The sequence below is a fragment of the Tessaracoccus lapidicaptus genome (genome assembly GCF_001693815.1).
Lineage (GTDB): Bacteria > Actinomycetota > Actinomycetes > Propionibacteriales > Propionibacteriaceae > Arachnia > Arachnia lapidicapta.
Genome location: NZ_MBQD01000020.1, coordinates 276,806 through 292,091, shown reverse-complemented (window position 1 = coordinate 292,091; position 15,286 = coordinate 276,806). Strand labels below are relative to the sequence as shown.

At 72.4% G+C, this 15,286-nt stretch carries 11 protein-coding genes, 1 tRNA gene and 1 pseudogene; 1 reads left to right on the top strand and 12 read right to left on the bottom strand.

The window, feature by feature from the left end; genetic code table 11:
- Positions 1-37: 37 nt before the first annotated feature.
- The 7 genes and pseudogenes from BCR15_RS06635 to metH all read right to left on the bottom strand — a co-directional run bounded on the left by BCR15_RS06635 (position 38) and on the right by metH (position 8,332).
- Positions 38-111 (bottom strand) — tRNA-Pro (locus BCR15_RS06635).
- A gap of 70 nt (positions 112-181) precedes the next feature.
- The gene (der, locus tag BCR15_RS06630; RefSeq protein WP_068751392.1) at positions 182-1,534 is read right to left on the bottom strand and encodes a ribosome biogenesis GTPase Der; all 1,353 of its coding nucleotides are present in this window, start codon (positions 1,532-1,534) and stop codon (positions 182-184) included.
- Between the two features lie 34 nt (positions 1,535-1,568).
- Positions 1,569-2,225, bottom strand: a complete 657-nt coding sequence (gene cmk / locus BCR15_RS06625) for a (d)CMP kinase (RefSeq protein ID WP_068751391.1) — start codon at positions 2,223-2,225, stop codon at positions 1,569-1,571.
- Positions 2,222-3,595 (bottom strand): prephenate dehydrogenase, encoded by a 1,374-nt coding sequence (locus BCR15_RS06620; protein ID WP_228383462.1) that lies wholly within the window; start codon positions 3,593-3,595, stop codon positions 2,222-2,224. The genes cmk and BCR15_RS06620 overlap by 4 nt, the downstream gene beginning before the upstream one ends.
- Positions 3,582-4,229 (bottom strand): annotated as a pseudogene (locus tag BCR15_RS15265) (tRNA (adenine-N1)-methyltransferase); the annotation flags it as partial. The pseudogene BCR15_RS15265 and the gene BCR15_RS06620, both read right to left, overlap by 14 nt.
- Positions 4,230-4,245: 16 nt before the next feature.
- The gene (locus BCR15_RS15260) at positions 4,246-4,917 is read right to left on the bottom strand and encodes an HAD family hydrolase (RefSeq protein ID WP_068751388.1); all 672 of its coding nucleotides are present in this window, start codon (positions 4,915-4,917) and stop codon (positions 4,246-4,248) included.
- The gene (gene metH, locus BCR15_RS06605; protein WP_141680062.1) at positions 4,907-8,332 is read right to left on the bottom strand and encodes a methionine synthase; all 3,426 of its coding nucleotides are present in this window, start codon (positions 8,330-8,332) and stop codon (positions 4,907-4,909) included. The genes BCR15_RS15260 and metH overlap by 11 nt, the downstream gene beginning before the upstream one ends.
- A 93-nt stretch (positions 8,333-8,425) precedes the next feature.
- Between metH and BCR15_RS06600 the strand changes: the two genes are divergently transcribed.
- Positions 8,426-9,262 carry a proteasome assembly chaperone family protein gene (locus BCR15_RS06600; RefSeq protein WP_068751386.1) on the top strand — a complete coding sequence of 279 codons (837 nt, stop codon included), beginning with the start codon at positions 8,426-8,428 and terminating at the stop codon, positions 9,260-9,262.
- Between the two features lie 14 nt (positions 9,263-9,276).
- Here BCR15_RS06600 and rpe read toward each other — a convergent pair whose 3' ends face one another.
- The 5 genes from rpe to metK are packed head-to-tail and all read right to left on the bottom strand — an operon-like array spanning position 9,277 to position 15,285.
- On the bottom strand, positions 9,277-9,930 hold the full coding sequence (rpe, locus tag BCR15_RS06595) for a ribulose-phosphate 3-epimerase (protein WP_068751385.1): 654 nt from the start codon (positions 9,928-9,930) through the stop codon (positions 9,277-9,279).
- Between the two features lie 21 nt (positions 9,931-9,951).
- Positions 9,952-11,256, bottom strand: coding sequence for an RsmB/NOP family class I SAM-dependent RNA methyltransferase (locus BCR15_RS06590; protein ID WP_228383409.1), 1,305 nt, complete (start codon positions 11,254-11,256; stop codon positions 9,952-9,954).
- Complete coding sequence (gene fmt, locus BCR15_RS06585; RefSeq protein WP_068751383.1) at positions 11,253-12,164, bottom strand: methionyl-tRNA formyltransferase; 912 nt, start codon at positions 12,162-12,164, stop codon at positions 11,253-11,255. Before fmt ends, BCR15_RS06590 begins: the two co-directional genes overlap by 4 nt.
- A complete protein-coding gene (locus BCR15_RS06580) occupies positions 12,161-14,095 on the bottom strand; it encodes a primosomal protein N' family DNA-binding protein (RefSeq protein ID WP_068751382.1) in 1,935 nt (644 codons plus the stop codon). Before BCR15_RS06580 ends, fmt begins: the two co-directional genes overlap by 4 nt.
- Positions 14,096-14,097: 2 nt before the next feature.
- Positions 14,098-15,285, bottom strand: a complete 1,188-nt coding sequence (gene metK, locus BCR15_RS06575) for a methionine adenosyltransferase (RefSeq protein WP_068751381.1) — start codon at positions 15,283-15,285, stop codon at positions 14,098-14,100.
- Between the last annotated feature and the right edge of the window lies 1 nt (position 15,286).

Here is a 15,286-nt window from a genome sequence, read left to right as displayed (position 1 = left end):
CGCTGCGATCTACGATGTGACAAGGCGTGATACCTCGTCGGGCTGACAGGATTTGAACCTGCGACCCCTTGACCCCCAGTCAAGTGCGCTACCAAGCTGCGCTACAGCCCGCCGTCGCCTTGCGGCAACTCGGATAGCTTAGCGAGTCCTGCGCCGGAGCGCACATCGGGGAGGTGACGGCTCAGGCGCGGTCCTTGCGCTTCTCCCGCGCGCGGACCTCGACATGCACCGGCGACCCGACGAAGCCGAAGTCCTCGCGGAGGCGGCGCTCGACGAATCGCTTGTAGGTCTCGTCCATCATGCCGCTGGTGAACAGGATGAAGGTCGGCGGGCAGTTCTGTGCCTGGGTGCCGAAGAGGATGCGCGGCTGCTTGCCTCCCCGCACGGGGTGCGGATGTGCCGCGGCCAGGCGCCCCAGGAAGGCGTTGAGCTTGCCGGTGGACACCCGCGTCTCCCAGCCGGCGGCCGCCTCCTCGATGGCCTTGCTCAGCTTGTCGACGTTGCGGCCGGTCAGGGCGGAGATGTTGATCGTCGGGGCCCACCGGTAGCCGACCAGGTCCCGCTCGATCTCGCGGTCGAGGTACTTGCGGCGCTCCTCGTCGGTCAGGTCCCACTTGTTGAAGGCGATGACCAGCGCCCGCCCCGCCTCCTCGATGGAGCTGAGGATGCGCAGATCCTGGTCCGTGATGGGCTCAGAGGCGTCCACGACCATGATGCACACCTCGGCCCGCTCGATGGCGGCCTGCGTGCGGAGGCTCGCGTAGTACTCGTGGCCGCTGGCCTCCTTGACGCGGCGGCGGATGCCAGCGGTGTCGATCAGCCGGTACACCTGGCCACCGACCTCGACGATCTCGTCCACGGGATCCACGGTGGTGCCGCTCACGTCGGACACGACGACCCGCTGCTGGGCGGCGAGCTTGTTGAGCAGCGACGACTTGCCCACATTCGGCTTGCCGACGATCGCGACGCGGCGCGGCCCGGCCTCCTCGACCTCCTGCTCGCGCGGCGCCTCGGGCAGGGCATCGAGGATCGCGTCGAGCAGATCGCCGGAGCCTCTGCCGTGCAACGCGGAGACGGGATAGGGCTCCCCCAGCCCGAGATTCCACATCGAGGCGGCCATCGCCTCGTGGCGCTGGTCGTCGACCTTGTTGGCCGCCAGCACCACGGGCTTCTGCGAGCGGCGCAGCACGCGCACGACGGCCTCGTCCTCGTCGAGCGTGCCCACCGTCGCGTCGACCACGAAGAGCACCGCGTCGGCCATCGAGATGGCCAGCTCGGCCTGCTCGGCGATCTGAGCGGCCATGCCGGTGGCGTCCGACATCCAGCCCCCGGTGTCCACGAGGACGAACTCGCGACCGTTCCAGTTCGCGTCGTACGAGACCCGGTCCCGGGTCACGCCCGGCGTATCCTGCACCACAGCCTCCCGCCGGCCCAGGATGCGGTTGACGAGTGTCGACTTACCGACGTTCGGGCGGCCGACGACGGCGATGATCGGCTTGCGCAGCTCGGTCACTGGGGCTCCTTGGGTGTCCAGGCGGAACGCCCATCCTACCGGGGCCGCGCGTGCGCTACCGCGACGGCACGAGCGCGACGATCCGGTCCACCACCTCGTCGGGGCTCAGGAACGTCGAGTCGATGACGGTGACCCCGTCCGCGGCCTCCGTGAAGTTGGACACCGTCGAGTCGTCCCGGTCCCGGCGCAGGACCTGATCGGTGACGTCCTCCTTGGTCGCCCGGCCCGCCACCTCGGCCGCCCGCCGCGCGACCCGGGACTGCGGATCGGCCACCAGCAGCACCCGCACGTCGGCGTCGGGCGCGACGACCGTCGTGATGTCGCGGCCCTCGACGACCATGTCCCGGGAGTGAGCCGCGATGATGTCGCGCATGAGTGCCGTGAGCAGCCGGCGGACCTCCAGGTTCGTCGCGAGCCCGGACACGGCGGCGGAGATCCGGGGTTCGCGGATCTCCTCTGTGACGTCGGTGTCGTTGATGCGGAACCGCGGCTCGTCCGGTGACGTCTCGACGACCAGCCGGCACGACCGCACCAGGTCTGCGGCCTCCTCGGCGCCGGCACCGTCGGGGAAGCGACGCAGGTACTCGCACGTGGCGGCGCGGTACATCGCTCCGGTGTCCAGGTAGCCCAGCCCGAGCCGCCGGGCCAGGAGCCTGGCGGTCGTGGACTTCCCCGACCCGCTCGGTCCGTCGATGGCGATGAGCGTGCTCATTCCGGTCCTCCCCTGCTCGCCCAGCCGGTCCAGCCGCGGGCGACGATGTTGGTGCGCAGCTGCTCAGCCACGTCGCGCTCGACGGCGATCGACAGGTAGCCGACCTCCCGCACCGGGTCGTGTGTGAGGTCGAAGTCCTCGACGTTGAATCCGGCCTCGGCGATGTCGGTGAACAGCCGCGCGAGGGCCCGGGGCTCGTCGGGGATCTCGACGGTGACGCGCACGGTGTCCAGCGGGTCGTGGCCGTGCTTGCCGACCAGGGCGTGCGCGCCGGCCTGCCCGACCGCCAGGAACCGTTCGAGCCCGTCCGGGTCGTCCAGCACCCCGATGAGGTGCGCCAGGTCGTCGGAGACCTCGCGCAGCTCGCGGCGGACCGCGTCGGCGTTGGCGGTGAGGATCTGGCGCCACAGCCCGGGATCCGAGCCGGCGATGCGGGTGACGTCGCGGATGCCCTGCCCGGCGAGGCGCAGGTTCTCCAGCGGCACCTCGCGCAGGTGCCCGGCGGTGAGGATGCTCATGAGGTGCGGCACGTGGCTGACCTGCGCCACGGCCTCGTCGTGATCGTCCGGCGGCATCGTGATGACCCGGGCGCCGACGTCGCGGGCCAGTCCCTCGACGGCCGCGACATCGGCGGCGGTGTTGCCGTCGACGGGTGTGACCACCCAGGTGCGGTCGCGGAACAGGTCCGCCGATGCCGTCAGCGGACCCGTGAACTGGGAGCCGGCCATGGGATGAGATCCCACGTAGCGGCGATGCTCCGGCGCGAGCCGGGCGACGGCGGCCAGGATGGGCGCCTTGACCGACCCGACGTCGGTGATCACGGCGCCCGGGAACTTGCCCAGGACCTCGGCCACCAGGTCGGGGATCACACCGGGCGGCGTCGCCACGACGACGATGTCGGGGTCGTCGGTGGCCTCGTCCGAGATGCGCCCCGCGCCGAGCCCGGCGGCGACCAGCGAGTGCGACGGGACGATATCCCACAGCATGACGTCGTAGCCGGCGCGGGTGAGCGCCAGGCCGAGCGAGGAGCCAACGAGGCCCGCGCCGAGAATGAGGACGCGCCGCTGCGGGCGCACGCTCCCCGCCGGCGCCTCACTCGTCGGCATCGTCGCTCCCCCGCCCGCCCAGCTCGGCGGGGATGTTGGCGGGCCGGGGTCCGCGGTAGTCCGGGCCGTAGGCGCCCGGCGCGGGGCGCCGCTTTCGCATCGGCGCCGCCTGGCCCGGGGCGAGCCGCCGGGAGATGATGAGGAAGCCGGTGTGTCCGGACGTGCCGTGGCCGGGCCGGATGGCCAGACCTTCCGCGTGCCAGTCGCGCACGGTGGTCTCGGTGGCGTGGGGTTCGGTGAAGCCGCCGTGCGCCCGCAGTGTATCCGCGACCCGTCCGAGCTGGGTGGCGGTGGCGACGTAGCAGGTGAGCACTCCCCCGGCCACGAGCCGCTCGGCGACGGCGTCGATGCACTCCCAGGGGGCGAGCATGTCGAGGATGGCGCGGTCGATGGGCTCGTCGACGATGGCGTCGACGAGGTCGCCGACGGTGATCATCCACGCCGGGTGCGGCCCGCCGAGGAACGTCTCGACGTTGCCGCGGGCGACGTCGGCGAACTGCTGGCGGCGCTCGTAGGAGTGCAGCCGTCCCTCCGGCCCGATGGCGCGCAGGAGCGCCAGCGACAGCGCGCCGGAGCCGACGCCCGCCTCGAGCACCCGCGCACCGGGGAAGATGTCGGTCCACATGAGGATCTGCGCGGCGTCCTTGGGGTAGATCACCGCGGCGTCGCGCGGCATGGACACCATGAACTCGCTCATCAAGGGGCGGAAGGCGAGGTACTGCTGCCCACCCGCGGAGACGACGGTGACGCCCTCGGGGCCTCCGATGAGGTCGTCGTGGCTGACCGCGCCCTTCGTGGTGTGCCACACGCCCCCGTCCTTGAGCACGATGGACTTGCGTCGACCCTTGCCGTCGGTGAGCGTGACGCGCTCGCCCGCCTGCAGCGGCCCCGTCTTCACCCCGGAGAGGTTCACGTCAGTTCTCCTTCAGTTCGCGCCAGATCGCGGTGAGGTCCGCCCAGCTCGTGGCCGATAGGCCGGTGGCCGACACGTGCATGCGCGGATGCGGGTCGAGGCTCACCATCGTCGGGACAGCGTAGACCACGGCGCCCGCCGCCAGGGCGGCGGTGGTGCCCGGCACCGAGTCCTCGAGCGCGACGGCGTCCCGGGGATCGACCCCCAGCCGGCGCGCCGCGGTGAGGTAGCCCTCCGGGTGCGGCTTCGCGCGGCTGACCTCGTCGACCGTGACGATGACCTCGAGGTTGCGCGGCAGGCGTTCCCGCGCGGCGTCGAGGATGATGCGGTCGCTGGCCGTCACGATGGCGCAGGGCACCCCCGCGTCGTCGAGTTCGGCCATGAGCTCACGGGCTCCCGGCAGCCAGGGCAGGTCGTTGGAGCGGATGTGCCCGGCGATGCGCTCGTGCAGCTCGCGCCACACCTCGGCGGCCCGATCGGGAATGCCCATGTCGTCCGCCATCATCTGCGCGGTGAGCAGGGCGTGCTGACCGTGGCAGGCCAGCATCTCGTCCTCGCCCCACTCGACGCCGTACTCGGCGAGCATCACCCGTTCCGTCGCGGCCCAGAGGGGCTCGGTGTCGACCAGGGTGCCGTCGAAGTCCCACAGGACGGCGCGTGGTTCAGCCGGCATTGAAGTACTTCGCCTCCGGGTGGTGGACGACGATGGCGTCGGTCGACTGCTCCGGGTGCAGCTGCAACTCCTCGCTCAGCTCGACCCCGATGCGCGACGGGTCCAGCAGGCGCACGAGCGTGGCCCGGTCCGCCAGGTCGGGGCAGGCGGGATAACCGAACGAGTAGCGCGAGCCGCGGTAGGCCTGATCGCGGATGGCCGCCAGGACGTCGCCGTCGGCTCCGCCCAGGCCCAACTCCTCCCGGACCCGGCTGTGCCACAGCTCGGCCAGCGCCTCGGTCAGCTGGACCGACAGGCCGTGCAGCTCCAGGTAGTCGCGGTAGGCGTCGTTCTCGAACAGGCGCTGGGTCTCCTGCGCGACCGCGGACCCCATGGTGACCAGCTGCATCGCGAGGACGTCGGGACCGTGCTGCGCGGCCTCCTCCTCGTCGCGGAAGAAGTCGGCCAGGCAGAGCCGGCGGTCGCGGCGCTGGCGCGGGAAGGTGAACCGGGCCACCTCGCGGGTGGGCTCCTCCGGTGCGCCGACGATGAGGGTCTCGCCCGCCGAGTGGACGGGGAAGTAGCCGTAGACCACCCCGAAATTGGCGAGGTTGTCGGTCTTGATCCGATCCAGCCACATCCGCAGGCGCGGCATCGCCTCCGTCTCGACCAGCTCCTCGTAGGTCGCGCCGCCCCGCAGCGGCTTGAGCCCCCACTGGCCGAGGAACGTGGCGCGGTGGTCCAGCCAGGCCGCGACATCGGCCAGCGCGATGCCCTTGACCACCCGGGTGCCCCAGAACGGGGGTGTCGGCACGTCCACGTCGCGGGCGACGTCGGACCGGACGCCCAGCTCGGGCTCCACGAGCTCCACCAGCGACGTCTTCGCCAGCCGGCGCTTGCGGGGCTCGGGGAGGGTGGCGCCCGGAATGCCCTGCTTGACGGCCATGACGGCGTCCATGAGGGCCAGGCCCTCGAACGCGTCCTTGGCGTAGCGGACCTCGCCGTCGAACATGTCGCCGAGGTCATGCTCGACGAAGGTCCTGGTCAACGCGGCGCCGCCCAGCAGCACCGGGTACTTCTGCGCCAGTCCCAGGCGGTTGAGCTCGGCCAGGTTGTCCTTCATGACGAGCGTGGACTTGACCAGGAGCCCGGACATGCCGATGGCGTCGGCGCCGTGCTGCTCGGCGGCGTCGATGATGGCCTGGATCGGCTGCTTGATGCCGATGTTGATCACCGTGTAGCCGTTGTTGCTGACGATGATGTCGACGAGGTTCTTGCCGATGTCGTGCACGTCGCCGCGCACGGTCGCGAGGACGAGCGTGCCCTTGCCCGCGCCGACATCGGCCTTGTCCATGTGCGGCTCGAGGTGGGCCACGGCCTGTTTCATCACCTCGGCGGACTGCAGCACGAACGGCAGCTGCATCTGCCCCGATCCGAAGAGCTCGCCGACGACCTTCATGCCGGCCAGCAGGTCCTCGTTGATGATGTCGAGGGCGGGCTTGGTCTCCAGCGCCTCGTCGAGGTCGGCCGTCAGTCCCTTGCCCTCGCCGTCGATGATGCGCCGCTGGAGGCGCTCCCCCAGCGGAAGCGCCGCCAGCTCCGCCGCCCGCGACGCGCGCACGGAGGCTGCCGTGACGCCCTCGAACAGCTCGAGGAACCGCGTGAGCGGGTCGTAGCCCTCGCGGCGCCGGTCGTGCACCAGGTCGAGCGCGACCTCGCGCTGTTCCTCGGGGATCCGGTCCATCGGGATGATCTTGGCGCTGTGCACGATGGCCGAGTCGAGCCCGGCCGCGACGCACTCGTGAAGGAACACCGAGTTCAGCACCATGCGGGCAGCGGGGTTGAGGCCGAACGACACGTTGCTCACACCCAGCGTGGTGCGCACCCCGGGATAGCGACGCTTGAGTTCGGCGATGGCCTCGATGGTCTCCAGGCCGTCGCGGCGCGTCTCCTCCTGGCCGGTGGCGATGGGGAACGTCAGACAGTCGACGAGGATGTCGCCGACGTCCATGCCCCAGTTGCCGACGAGGTCGTCGATGAGGCGCGACGCCACCCGTACCTTCCACTCGGCGGTGCGGGCCTGGCCCTCCTCGTCGATCGTCAGCGCCACGACGGCGGCGCCGTGCTCCTTCACCAGCGGCATGATGCGCCCGAACCGCGACTCCGGCCCGTCGCCGTCCTCGTAGTTGACGGAGTTGATGATGGAGCGGCCGGCGAGCCGCTCGAGTCCGGCGCGCAGCACCTCCGGTTCGGTCGAGTCCAGGACGATGGGCAGGGTGACCGCGGTCGACAGCCGCGACGCCAGCAGGGCCATGTCGCGGGAGCCGTCACGGCCGACGTAGTCGACGCAGAGGTCGAGGACGTGCGCGCCGTCGCGGGCCTGCGCCTTGGCGATCTCGACGCATTCGTCCCAGTTCTCCGCCAGCATCGCCTCGCGGAACGCCTTGGACCCGTTCGCGTTCGTGCGCTCCCCGATGGTGAGGTAGCTGGCGTCCTGCTGAAAGGGCACCTCGATGTACAGCGACGACGCGGCGCGCTCCGGCTGCGGCGTGCGGGGGGCGACGTCGCGGCCGCCGTACCGCTCGGCGAGCAGCCGGATGTGCTCCGGCGTGGTGCCACAGCAGCCGCCGATGACCGCCAGGCCGTACTCGGCCACGTAGGCGCCCAGCGCGTCGGCCATCCCCTCGGGCCCCAGCGGGTAGCGGGCGCCGTCGGCAGTGAGTTCGGGCAGCCCGGCGTTGGGCATGGCGCCGATGGCGATCCCGGCGCGCCGCGACAGATGCCTGAGGTGCTCGCTCATCTCGGCGGGGCCGGTGGCGCAGTTGAGGCCGATGCAGTCGATGCCCAGTGCCTCGAGCGTGGTGAGCGCCGCCCCGATCTCGGATCCCAGCAGCATGGTGCCGGTGGTCTCGACGGTGACGTTGACGAGGATGGGCAGGTCGACGCCCATGGCCTCGCGGGCACGCTTGGAGGCGATGACGGCGGCCTTCGCCTGCAGCAGATCCTGTGAGGTCTCGATCTGGACCGCGTCGATCCCGCCGCGAATCATGGCCTCGACCTGCCGCTGGTAGGCGTCGCGGATGTCTGCGTACGCGATGTGGCCCAGCGTCGGCAGCTTGGTGCCCGGACCGATGGACCCGAGGACGAACCGGGGGCGTTCCTCCGTGCTGAACTCGTCCGCGACATCACGTGCGATGCGAGCGGCGGCCTCCGCCAGCTCTTCGAGCCGTTCGACGATGTCGTACTCGGCGAGCGCGGCGAGGTTGGTGCCGAAGGTGTTGGTCTCCACGGCATCCGAGCCGGCTGCGAAGTAGGCACGGTGGACGGCGGCGACGACGTCGGGGCGCGTCACGTTGAGGATCTCGTTGCAGCCCTCGAGGCCGAGGAAATCCTCCTCGAGCGTCAGGTCCCCGAAGGACTGCAGCATCGTTCCCATGGCGCCATCGGCGACCAGGACACGGCGGTTGAGCAACTCTGAGAGGGAAGTGGGCACCCGCCAAGGCTACCGGCACCGCGATAGGGTGGATGAATGCAGTTCACGCCGCTGGAAGGCCTCCGCGACCCCGCCGTGCTGATCGGGTTCTCGGGCTGGAACGACGCGGCCAACGCGGCGAGCGACCTGCTGCGCCATCTCATCGACGCGTATCCGGGATCCGATGCCGGCTCCATCGACGACGAGCGCTTCTACGACTTCCAGGCCACCCGCCCCATGCTCCATCGCGCCGCCGACGGCCCGTGGGTGGAGTGGCCCGGGGTGCGGATCCGGGTCGTCAACCACCCCGATCGCGACCTGGTCGTCATGATCGGACCCGAGCCGAACCTGCTGTGGCGCACGTTCGCGGCCGAGCTGATCGGCCACGTGCAGCGCGTCGAGCCGGACATCGTGGTGTTCCTGGGGGCGATGCTGAGCGACACGCCGCATTCCCGCCCCCTCCCCGTCGGGCTCTACACGTCGGACCCGGGGGTCGAGCAGCGCCTGTCGATCCAGCCCAACGACTACACGGGCCCCACCGGCATGATCGGCGTGGCCAGCCAGCTCATGCTCCACGCCCGCATCCCTGCGGCCTCGCTGTGGGTGTCGGTGCCGCACTACGTGGCCGCTCCCCCGAATCCGAAGGCCCAGGAGGCGCTGCTCACCGAACTCGAGGGCGTGCTGCGGGTCGCCTTGGACCACAAGTCGATCCCCGAGGAGGCGGAGCGTTGGTCGACCGCGGTCGATCAGCTGAGCCAGCAGGACCCGGACATCGCGGAGTACATCGAACAGCTTGAGGAGGCGCGGGACCAGGAAGAGGTCCAGGAGGCCACCGGCGACACCATCGCGGCCGAGCTGGAGAAGTTCCTGCGCCGCCGGGGCCACGAAGGCTGAGGCGGCGCCCGGGCTCAGTGCCGGTGGGCGGCGAGCGCCGTGTCGCGCAGGGCGGTGACCATGGCGTCGGCGTCGTCGGCGCTGTAGACGGCCGAACCGGCGACGAAGGTGTCGGCACCGGCCTCCGCGCAGCGCCCGATCGTCTCGAGGCTCACGCCGCCGTCGACCTGCAGCCAGATGGGGCGGCTTCCGATCAGCGCGCGGATCCGGCGGATCTTCGGCAGGACGAGATCGAGGAACTTCTGTCCCCCGAAGCCCGGCTCGACCGTCATGAGCAGCACCATGTCGAGCTCGCCGAGCACGTCCTCGTACGGCTCGATGGGGGTGACGGGCTTCAGCGCCATCGACGCCCGGGCGCCCGTGCGGCGCAGCTCGCGGGCCAGGCGCACCGGGGCCTTGGCGGCCTCGACGTGGAAGGTCACCGACTCGGCGCCCGCCTCGGCGAAGGCCGGCGCCCACCGGTCCGGGTCCTCGATCATGAGGTGGATGTCGAGCATCTGATCCGTGCAGCGGCGCAGCGACTCCACCACGGGCAGCCCGATGGTCAGGTTGGGCACGAAGTGGTTGTCCATGACGTCCACGTGCACGGCGTCGGCGCTCGGGATGCGGGCGATCTCGGCGGCGAGGTTGGCGAAGTCCGCGTTGAGGATGCTCGGTGTGATGCGCATGGCCGTCACCCTATCGCCCGCTCAGCGGGTGAGGAGGGCGAGGTACATCGCGTCGGTGCCGTGCCGGTGCGGCCAGAGCTGGACGTCGTCGCCGAGTGCGCAGTCAGGGACCTCCGGCAGCAGATCCGGGGCGTGGAGGCGGCGCGCGTCGGGCATCTCGGCCAGCACGTCGTCGACCACCTCGACCGTCTCCGCGCGGTGCGGCGAGCAGGTGACGTACGCCACCACCCCGCCGGGCCGCAGCGACTCCACGGCGTGCCGGAGCAGGGAGCGCTGCAACCCGCCGAGCGCCGTCACGTCGTCGGGTGAGCGCCGCCAGCGGGACTCGGGGCGCCGGCGCAGCGCCCCCAGGCCGGTGCACGGCGCGTCGACCATGATCCGGGCGAAGGCGGCGTCCCACGCCGGGGCGGTCCCGTCGGCGGTGATGGTGACGGTGCCGTCCGGGTAGGCGGACAGCGCCTGCCGCACCAGGCGCGCCCGGTGTTCCTGCGCCTCGCTGGCCAGCAGCCAGCGTCCGTCCCGACGCGCCAGACCTGCCAGGAGGGCGGCCTTCCCGCCGGGCCCGGCGCACATGTCGAGCCACGGCCCCTCGGGCGCGTCGGCCCGGGCCAGCGCCCAGGCCACCAGCTGCGACCCCTCGTCCTGGACGCCCGCGCGGCCATCCCGGACGAGCGGTTGCTCGCCGGGCGGCCGGGTCGATGTGGCGCCGAACGGGGAGAACGGAGTCGGGGTCGCGTCGAGCAGGTCGGCCACCTCGGCGAGGCCCGGACGCACGACCAGCGTCGGCGTGGGGTTGACGTTGTTGGCCGCCAACGCGGCCGGCAGTTCCTCGGTGGGCAGCAGGGCGGCGTACGCGTCCACGATCCATCGCGGATGATGGCCGCGCAGGGCCAGGGCCTCGCGCTCGTCCGCGCCCGACGCGAGGTGGTCCGTCCACTCGTCGAGGGTGCGCGCGGCGACCTTGCGCAGGATGGCGTTGACGACGCCGGTCACCCGTTGTCCGACCGTGCCGCGCGCCAACTCCACCGTGGTCCCGACCGCGGCGTGTCGTTTCACGTCCATGCCCAGCAGCTGGTGGGTCCCGAGGCGGAGGAGGTCGACGACGGCGGGCTGCAGCGAGCCCAGCGCACGGCCGCCGGCGGCCTCGATGATCCGGTCGTAGGTCCCCATGAGGCGGCAGGTCCCGGCGACGAGCTCGGTGACGAGCGCCGCGTCACGGGAGTCGAGGCCGGCCACGGCCAGCCGCTTGGCGAGCGCGAGATTGGCGTAGGCACCCTCGCCGGTGACCTGGCGCAGGACGTCGAACGCGACGCGACGCGCGCTCACGACAGCACCGTCCCGGTGGGCAGGGCACGCGCCCAGTCGGCGGCCGGCATGCGGCGCTTGCCCGCGGCCTGGACCTCGAGCAGTTCGAGGGTCCCCTCGCCGGTGCCGACCGCGACGGCGGACCGCGTGACAGCGAGCTCGCCGGGGGCCAGCTCGGCGGGTTCCGCCGCCCGGGCCCGGAACACCTTGAGCCGCTGGCCGGAGACCTCACACCAGGCGCCCGGGTCGGGCGAGCAGGCGAGGATGTGCCGGCGCAGCTCATCCGCGGGCCGGGCCCAGTCGATGCGCGCCTCCTCGACGGTGATCTTCGGAGCGACGGTGACGCCATCGGCCGGCTGGGGGGTGGGCTCCCGCCCCTCCGCGACCATGTCCATCGTCGCCACCAGCTGTGCCGCCCCCGAGTCGGCGAGCATCGCCAACACCTCCCCGGCGGTCGCCTCAGGCAGCGGGCGGGACTCCATGCTGTAGACGTCCCCGGCATCGAGCTCCCGGACGATCCGGAAGCACGCCGTGCCGATCAGGTCGTCGCCGGCCATGATCGCCCGCTGCACGGGCGCGGCCCCGCGCCACCGCGGCAGGAGGGAAAAGTGCAGGTTGATCCAGCCGTGGGCCGGAATGTCGAGTGCGGTCTGCGGCAGCAGGGCGCCGTAGGCCACGACGGCGCAGGCTTCCGGGGCGATCTCGCGCAGGCGGTCCTGGAATCCGGGGTCGCGCGGGTGGGCAGGGGTGAGCACCTCGAGCCCCAACTCCATGGCCCGGGCGGCGACCGGGGAGGGAGTCAGGCGGCGGCCGCGGCCGGCCGGCGCGTCCGGCCGGGTGACGACGGCCACGACCTCGTGAGCCGAGCGCAGCAGTGCCTCCAGCGACGGCAGCGCCACCTCGGGCGTGCCGGCGAACACGATCCTCATCTGTCCTCCAATGCCTCAGGGTCCACGTGGATCCCGAGCAGTCCCCGCTCCTTGCGCGCGGACCGGATGGCCGCCGCGCTCTTCACCCGGGCCGTCAGGTCCCTGGCCTGTGCCATGGGGACACGCAGCAGCGCCGCCCACCGGTCGGGGCCGACCTCGGTGGGTCCGAGGATATCCACCCCGGCCCAGTCGTCGTTGTCGAGGAAGTCACGCAGGGCCTCGGGCTGGCCGACGAGACGAACCAGCTTGACGGCCGGGGTGAGGCCGGCGTCGGCGCGGTCGGCGAGCTCCCGCTCGGCGAACCCGACGGGGTCCGCGCGGACCAGGGCCTGGACCGCCGGATGCTGCGGCGGCCCCACGATCAGCACCGACCCGCCGTCGCGCGGGCCCCGGGCCAGGGCGGCCGCGTTGGTCCATCGGCGCACCGCCTCCTCCGCGGCGCGGAGCTCGGCGCGTGCCAGCGTCACCTCGCCGTCGAGGATCAGCACGCCCGCATAACCGGTGGGCGCCGCCGGTTCGGCGCCCGGGGTCGCGACGACGATCGCCGGCTCGTCGGGCACCTCGTCGCGGATGCGATCGGCTGAGCTGTTGACCGCCAAGACCCCGGGGAAGGCGCGGGCCAGCTCCTCCGCGGTGCGGGCCGCGCCGGGGAGGGGCGCCCGGAGGGTACCGGTGTGGCAGTGCGGGCACGTCCAACGCACCGGGCGATGGCCGCAGACCGCGCACTGCGGCTCGCCCTTGGCCCGGGCACGCAGCGGGCCCCCGCATGCGCCGCACACCGCCCGGTTGAGGCACCGGGCACAGTCGAGGGCCGCGTCATAGCCGGCCATCGGCACCTGGACGAGCACCGGGCCGGTGGCGAGATGGTCGCGCAGGAACCGGAACGCTACCGAGGGCACCCTGAGCGCGATGGCGGCGGGGTCCCGCTCGCGGTCCCGATCGTCGACGGCCCTGGCGGGTGCGATGAGACGCCGCGCCTCGGCCGGCGGCAGCGACAGGTCCCGCAGCCAGCCGCGCGCCACCAGCGCCTGGGCGTCGGTGCTGCGCGCGTGGGCGGCGAGCAGGAGCGCGGTGTTCTGCCGGGCCGCCCGGACGACGGCGACCGCGCGGCTGTGCGGGTGCGGGGCCCGGAGCTCGGCGTGGGCGTCGTGACCGTCGTCGATGACGGCGATGAGTCCCGGGTTCGCCACGGGCGCGTAGGCGGCGCTGCGGGTGCCCACGACGATGCGCGCCTGCCCGCGGCTCGCGGCGAGGAACGTGCGGTAGCGGGCGGAGCGCCCGTTCTCGGCCGCCAGCGCCCCGACCGCCCCATGCCCGAAGACCTGCCGGAACCGCCCCAGGACGTGAGCCAACTCGCGGGCGGTGGGGACGACCACCACGACGGACCTGCCCGAGCGCAGGGTGGCGTCGGCCGCCTCGATCACGCCGCCGACGAGGTCGCCGGGGCCGTTGCACACCGGCGCGACCTGCCAGGCCACCCGTGGCGCGTTGCCCGCGGCGAGGGTGCGCAGCAGGGCGTCGCCGTCCGGGTATGCCGGCAGGACCGTCGCGTCCGGGGCGGCGCGGGGGGCGGGCCATTCGCGCTGCGGCGCCTTCTCCGTCGCGGCATGCCGGGGCGGGACGGCGAGGCGCGCCACGTCGGACCAGGAGCCCGCGTAATGATCGGCGACGGCGCGGATCAGCCCGTGCAGTTCCGCCGACAGAAGCGGCTCGGACGACACGACGCGGTGCAGCTTCGCCAGGGAGGCGAGGTCGCTGCCGTCGGCCAGCTCGATGAGCCAGCCGTCGCGCATCGTGCCGGCGAACGGGACCTTCACCCTGGCGCCTGGCACGGCGGCCTCCGCCAGGGAGTCGGGGACCTCGTAGTCGAACAGGCGGTCCAGATGCGCCAGCGGAACGTCCACGGCGACCCGCGCCACCCGCGGGGACATCGTCAGGCCCGCACCGCCGCCGCGAGCGCGTCGGCCCGGTCGGTGCGCTCCCAGGTGGCGACCGGCAGTTCCCTGCCGAAGTGCCCGTAGACCGTCACGTCGCTGTAGATGGGGCGCAGCAGGTCCAGGTCCCGAATGATCGCGCCCGGGCGCAGGTCGAAGGTCGCCAGCACCGCGTCGCGGATCCGGTCCTCGGGCACGGCGGCGGTGCCGAACGTGTCCAGGTAGAAGCCGACGGGGTGCGCCGTCCCGATGGCGTACGCGACCTGCACCTCGCAGCGCTCGGCGAGACCGGCTGCCACGACGTTCTTGGCCACCCAGCGCATGGCGTACGCGGCCGAGCGGTCCACCTTCGACGGGTCCTTGCCCGAGAAGGCGCCGCCGCCGTGGCGGGCCATGCCGCCGTAGGTGTCGACGATGATCTTGCGCCCGGTGAGACCAGCGTCGCCCATGGGCCCGCCGATGACGAACTTGCCGGTGGGGTTCACCAGGAGCCGCCGCGGGGCGTGGAACCCGTACCGCTCGAGCACCGGGCTGATGACCTCGCGTTCGATGTCGGGCTGGATGCGCTCGGGGCCGACGTCGGCGCTGTGCTGCGACGACACCACGACGGTGTCGATTCCCACGGGGCGGCCGTCGTCGCCGTACTCCACGGTCACCTGGGTCTTGCCGTCGGGGCGCAGGTAGTCCAGCACGCCGGTCTTGCGGACCTCGGTGAGTCGCTCCGCCAGCCGGTGCGCCAGGTCGATGGGCAGGGGCATCAGCGTCGGCGTCTCCGTGCAGGCGTAGCCGAACATCAGGCCCTGGTCGCCGGCGCCCTGGAGGCTGAGCGAGTCCTCCTCCGAGCCGAGGCGGTGTTCGTAGGCGTCGTCGACGCCCTGCGCGATGTCGGGAGACTGGCTGCCGATGGCGACGGTCACGCCGCACGACGCCCCGTCGAAGCCCTTACGCGACGAGTCGTAGCCGATCTCGAGGATGCGACGCCGCGCCAGGTTGGCCACATCGACGTATCCCGTGGTGGAGACCTCGCCCGCGACGACGACGAGGCCGGTGGTGACGAGCGTCTCGACGGCGACGCGCGCCCCGGGATCCTGCTCCAGGAGGCCGTCGAGGACGGCGTCGGAGATGGAGTCGGCGATCTTGTCCGGGTGGCCCTCGGTGACGGACTCGGAGGTGAACAGACGGCTCATG

Bases quoted from the DNA above. Each gene is read 5' to 3' on its own strand.
- metK (WP_068751381.1), bottom strand. From the start codon at position 15,285: ATGAGCCGTCTGTTCACCTCCGAGTCCGTCACCGAGGGCCACCCGGAC.
- cmk (WP_068751391.1), bottom strand. From the start codon at position 2,225: ATGAGCACGCTCATCGCCATCGACGGACCGAGCGGGTCGGGGAAGTCC.
- metH (WP_141680062.1), bottom strand. From the start codon at position 8,332: ATGGGAACGATGCTGCAGTCCTTCGGGGACCTGACGCTCGAGGAGGAT.
- BCR15_RS06580 (WP_068751382.1), bottom strand. From the start codon at position 14,095: ATGTCCCCGCGGGTGGCGCGGGTCGCCGTGGACGTTCCGCTGGCGCAT.
- rpe (WP_068751385.1), bottom strand. From the start codon at position 9,930: ATGCGCATCACACCGAGCATCCTCAACGCGGACTTCGCCAACCTCGCC.
- fmt (WP_068751383.1), bottom strand. From the start codon at position 12,164: ATGAGGATCGTGTTCGCCGGCACGCCCGAGGTGGCGCTGCCGTCGCTG.
- BCR15_RS15260 (WP_068751388.1), bottom strand. From the start codon at position 4,917: ATGCCGGCTGAACCACGCGCCGTCCTGTGGGACTTCGACGGCACCCTG.
- BCR15_RS06600 (WP_068751386.1), top strand. From the start codon at position 8,426: ATGCAGTTCACGCCGCTGGAAGGCCTCCGCGACCCCGCCGTGCTGATC.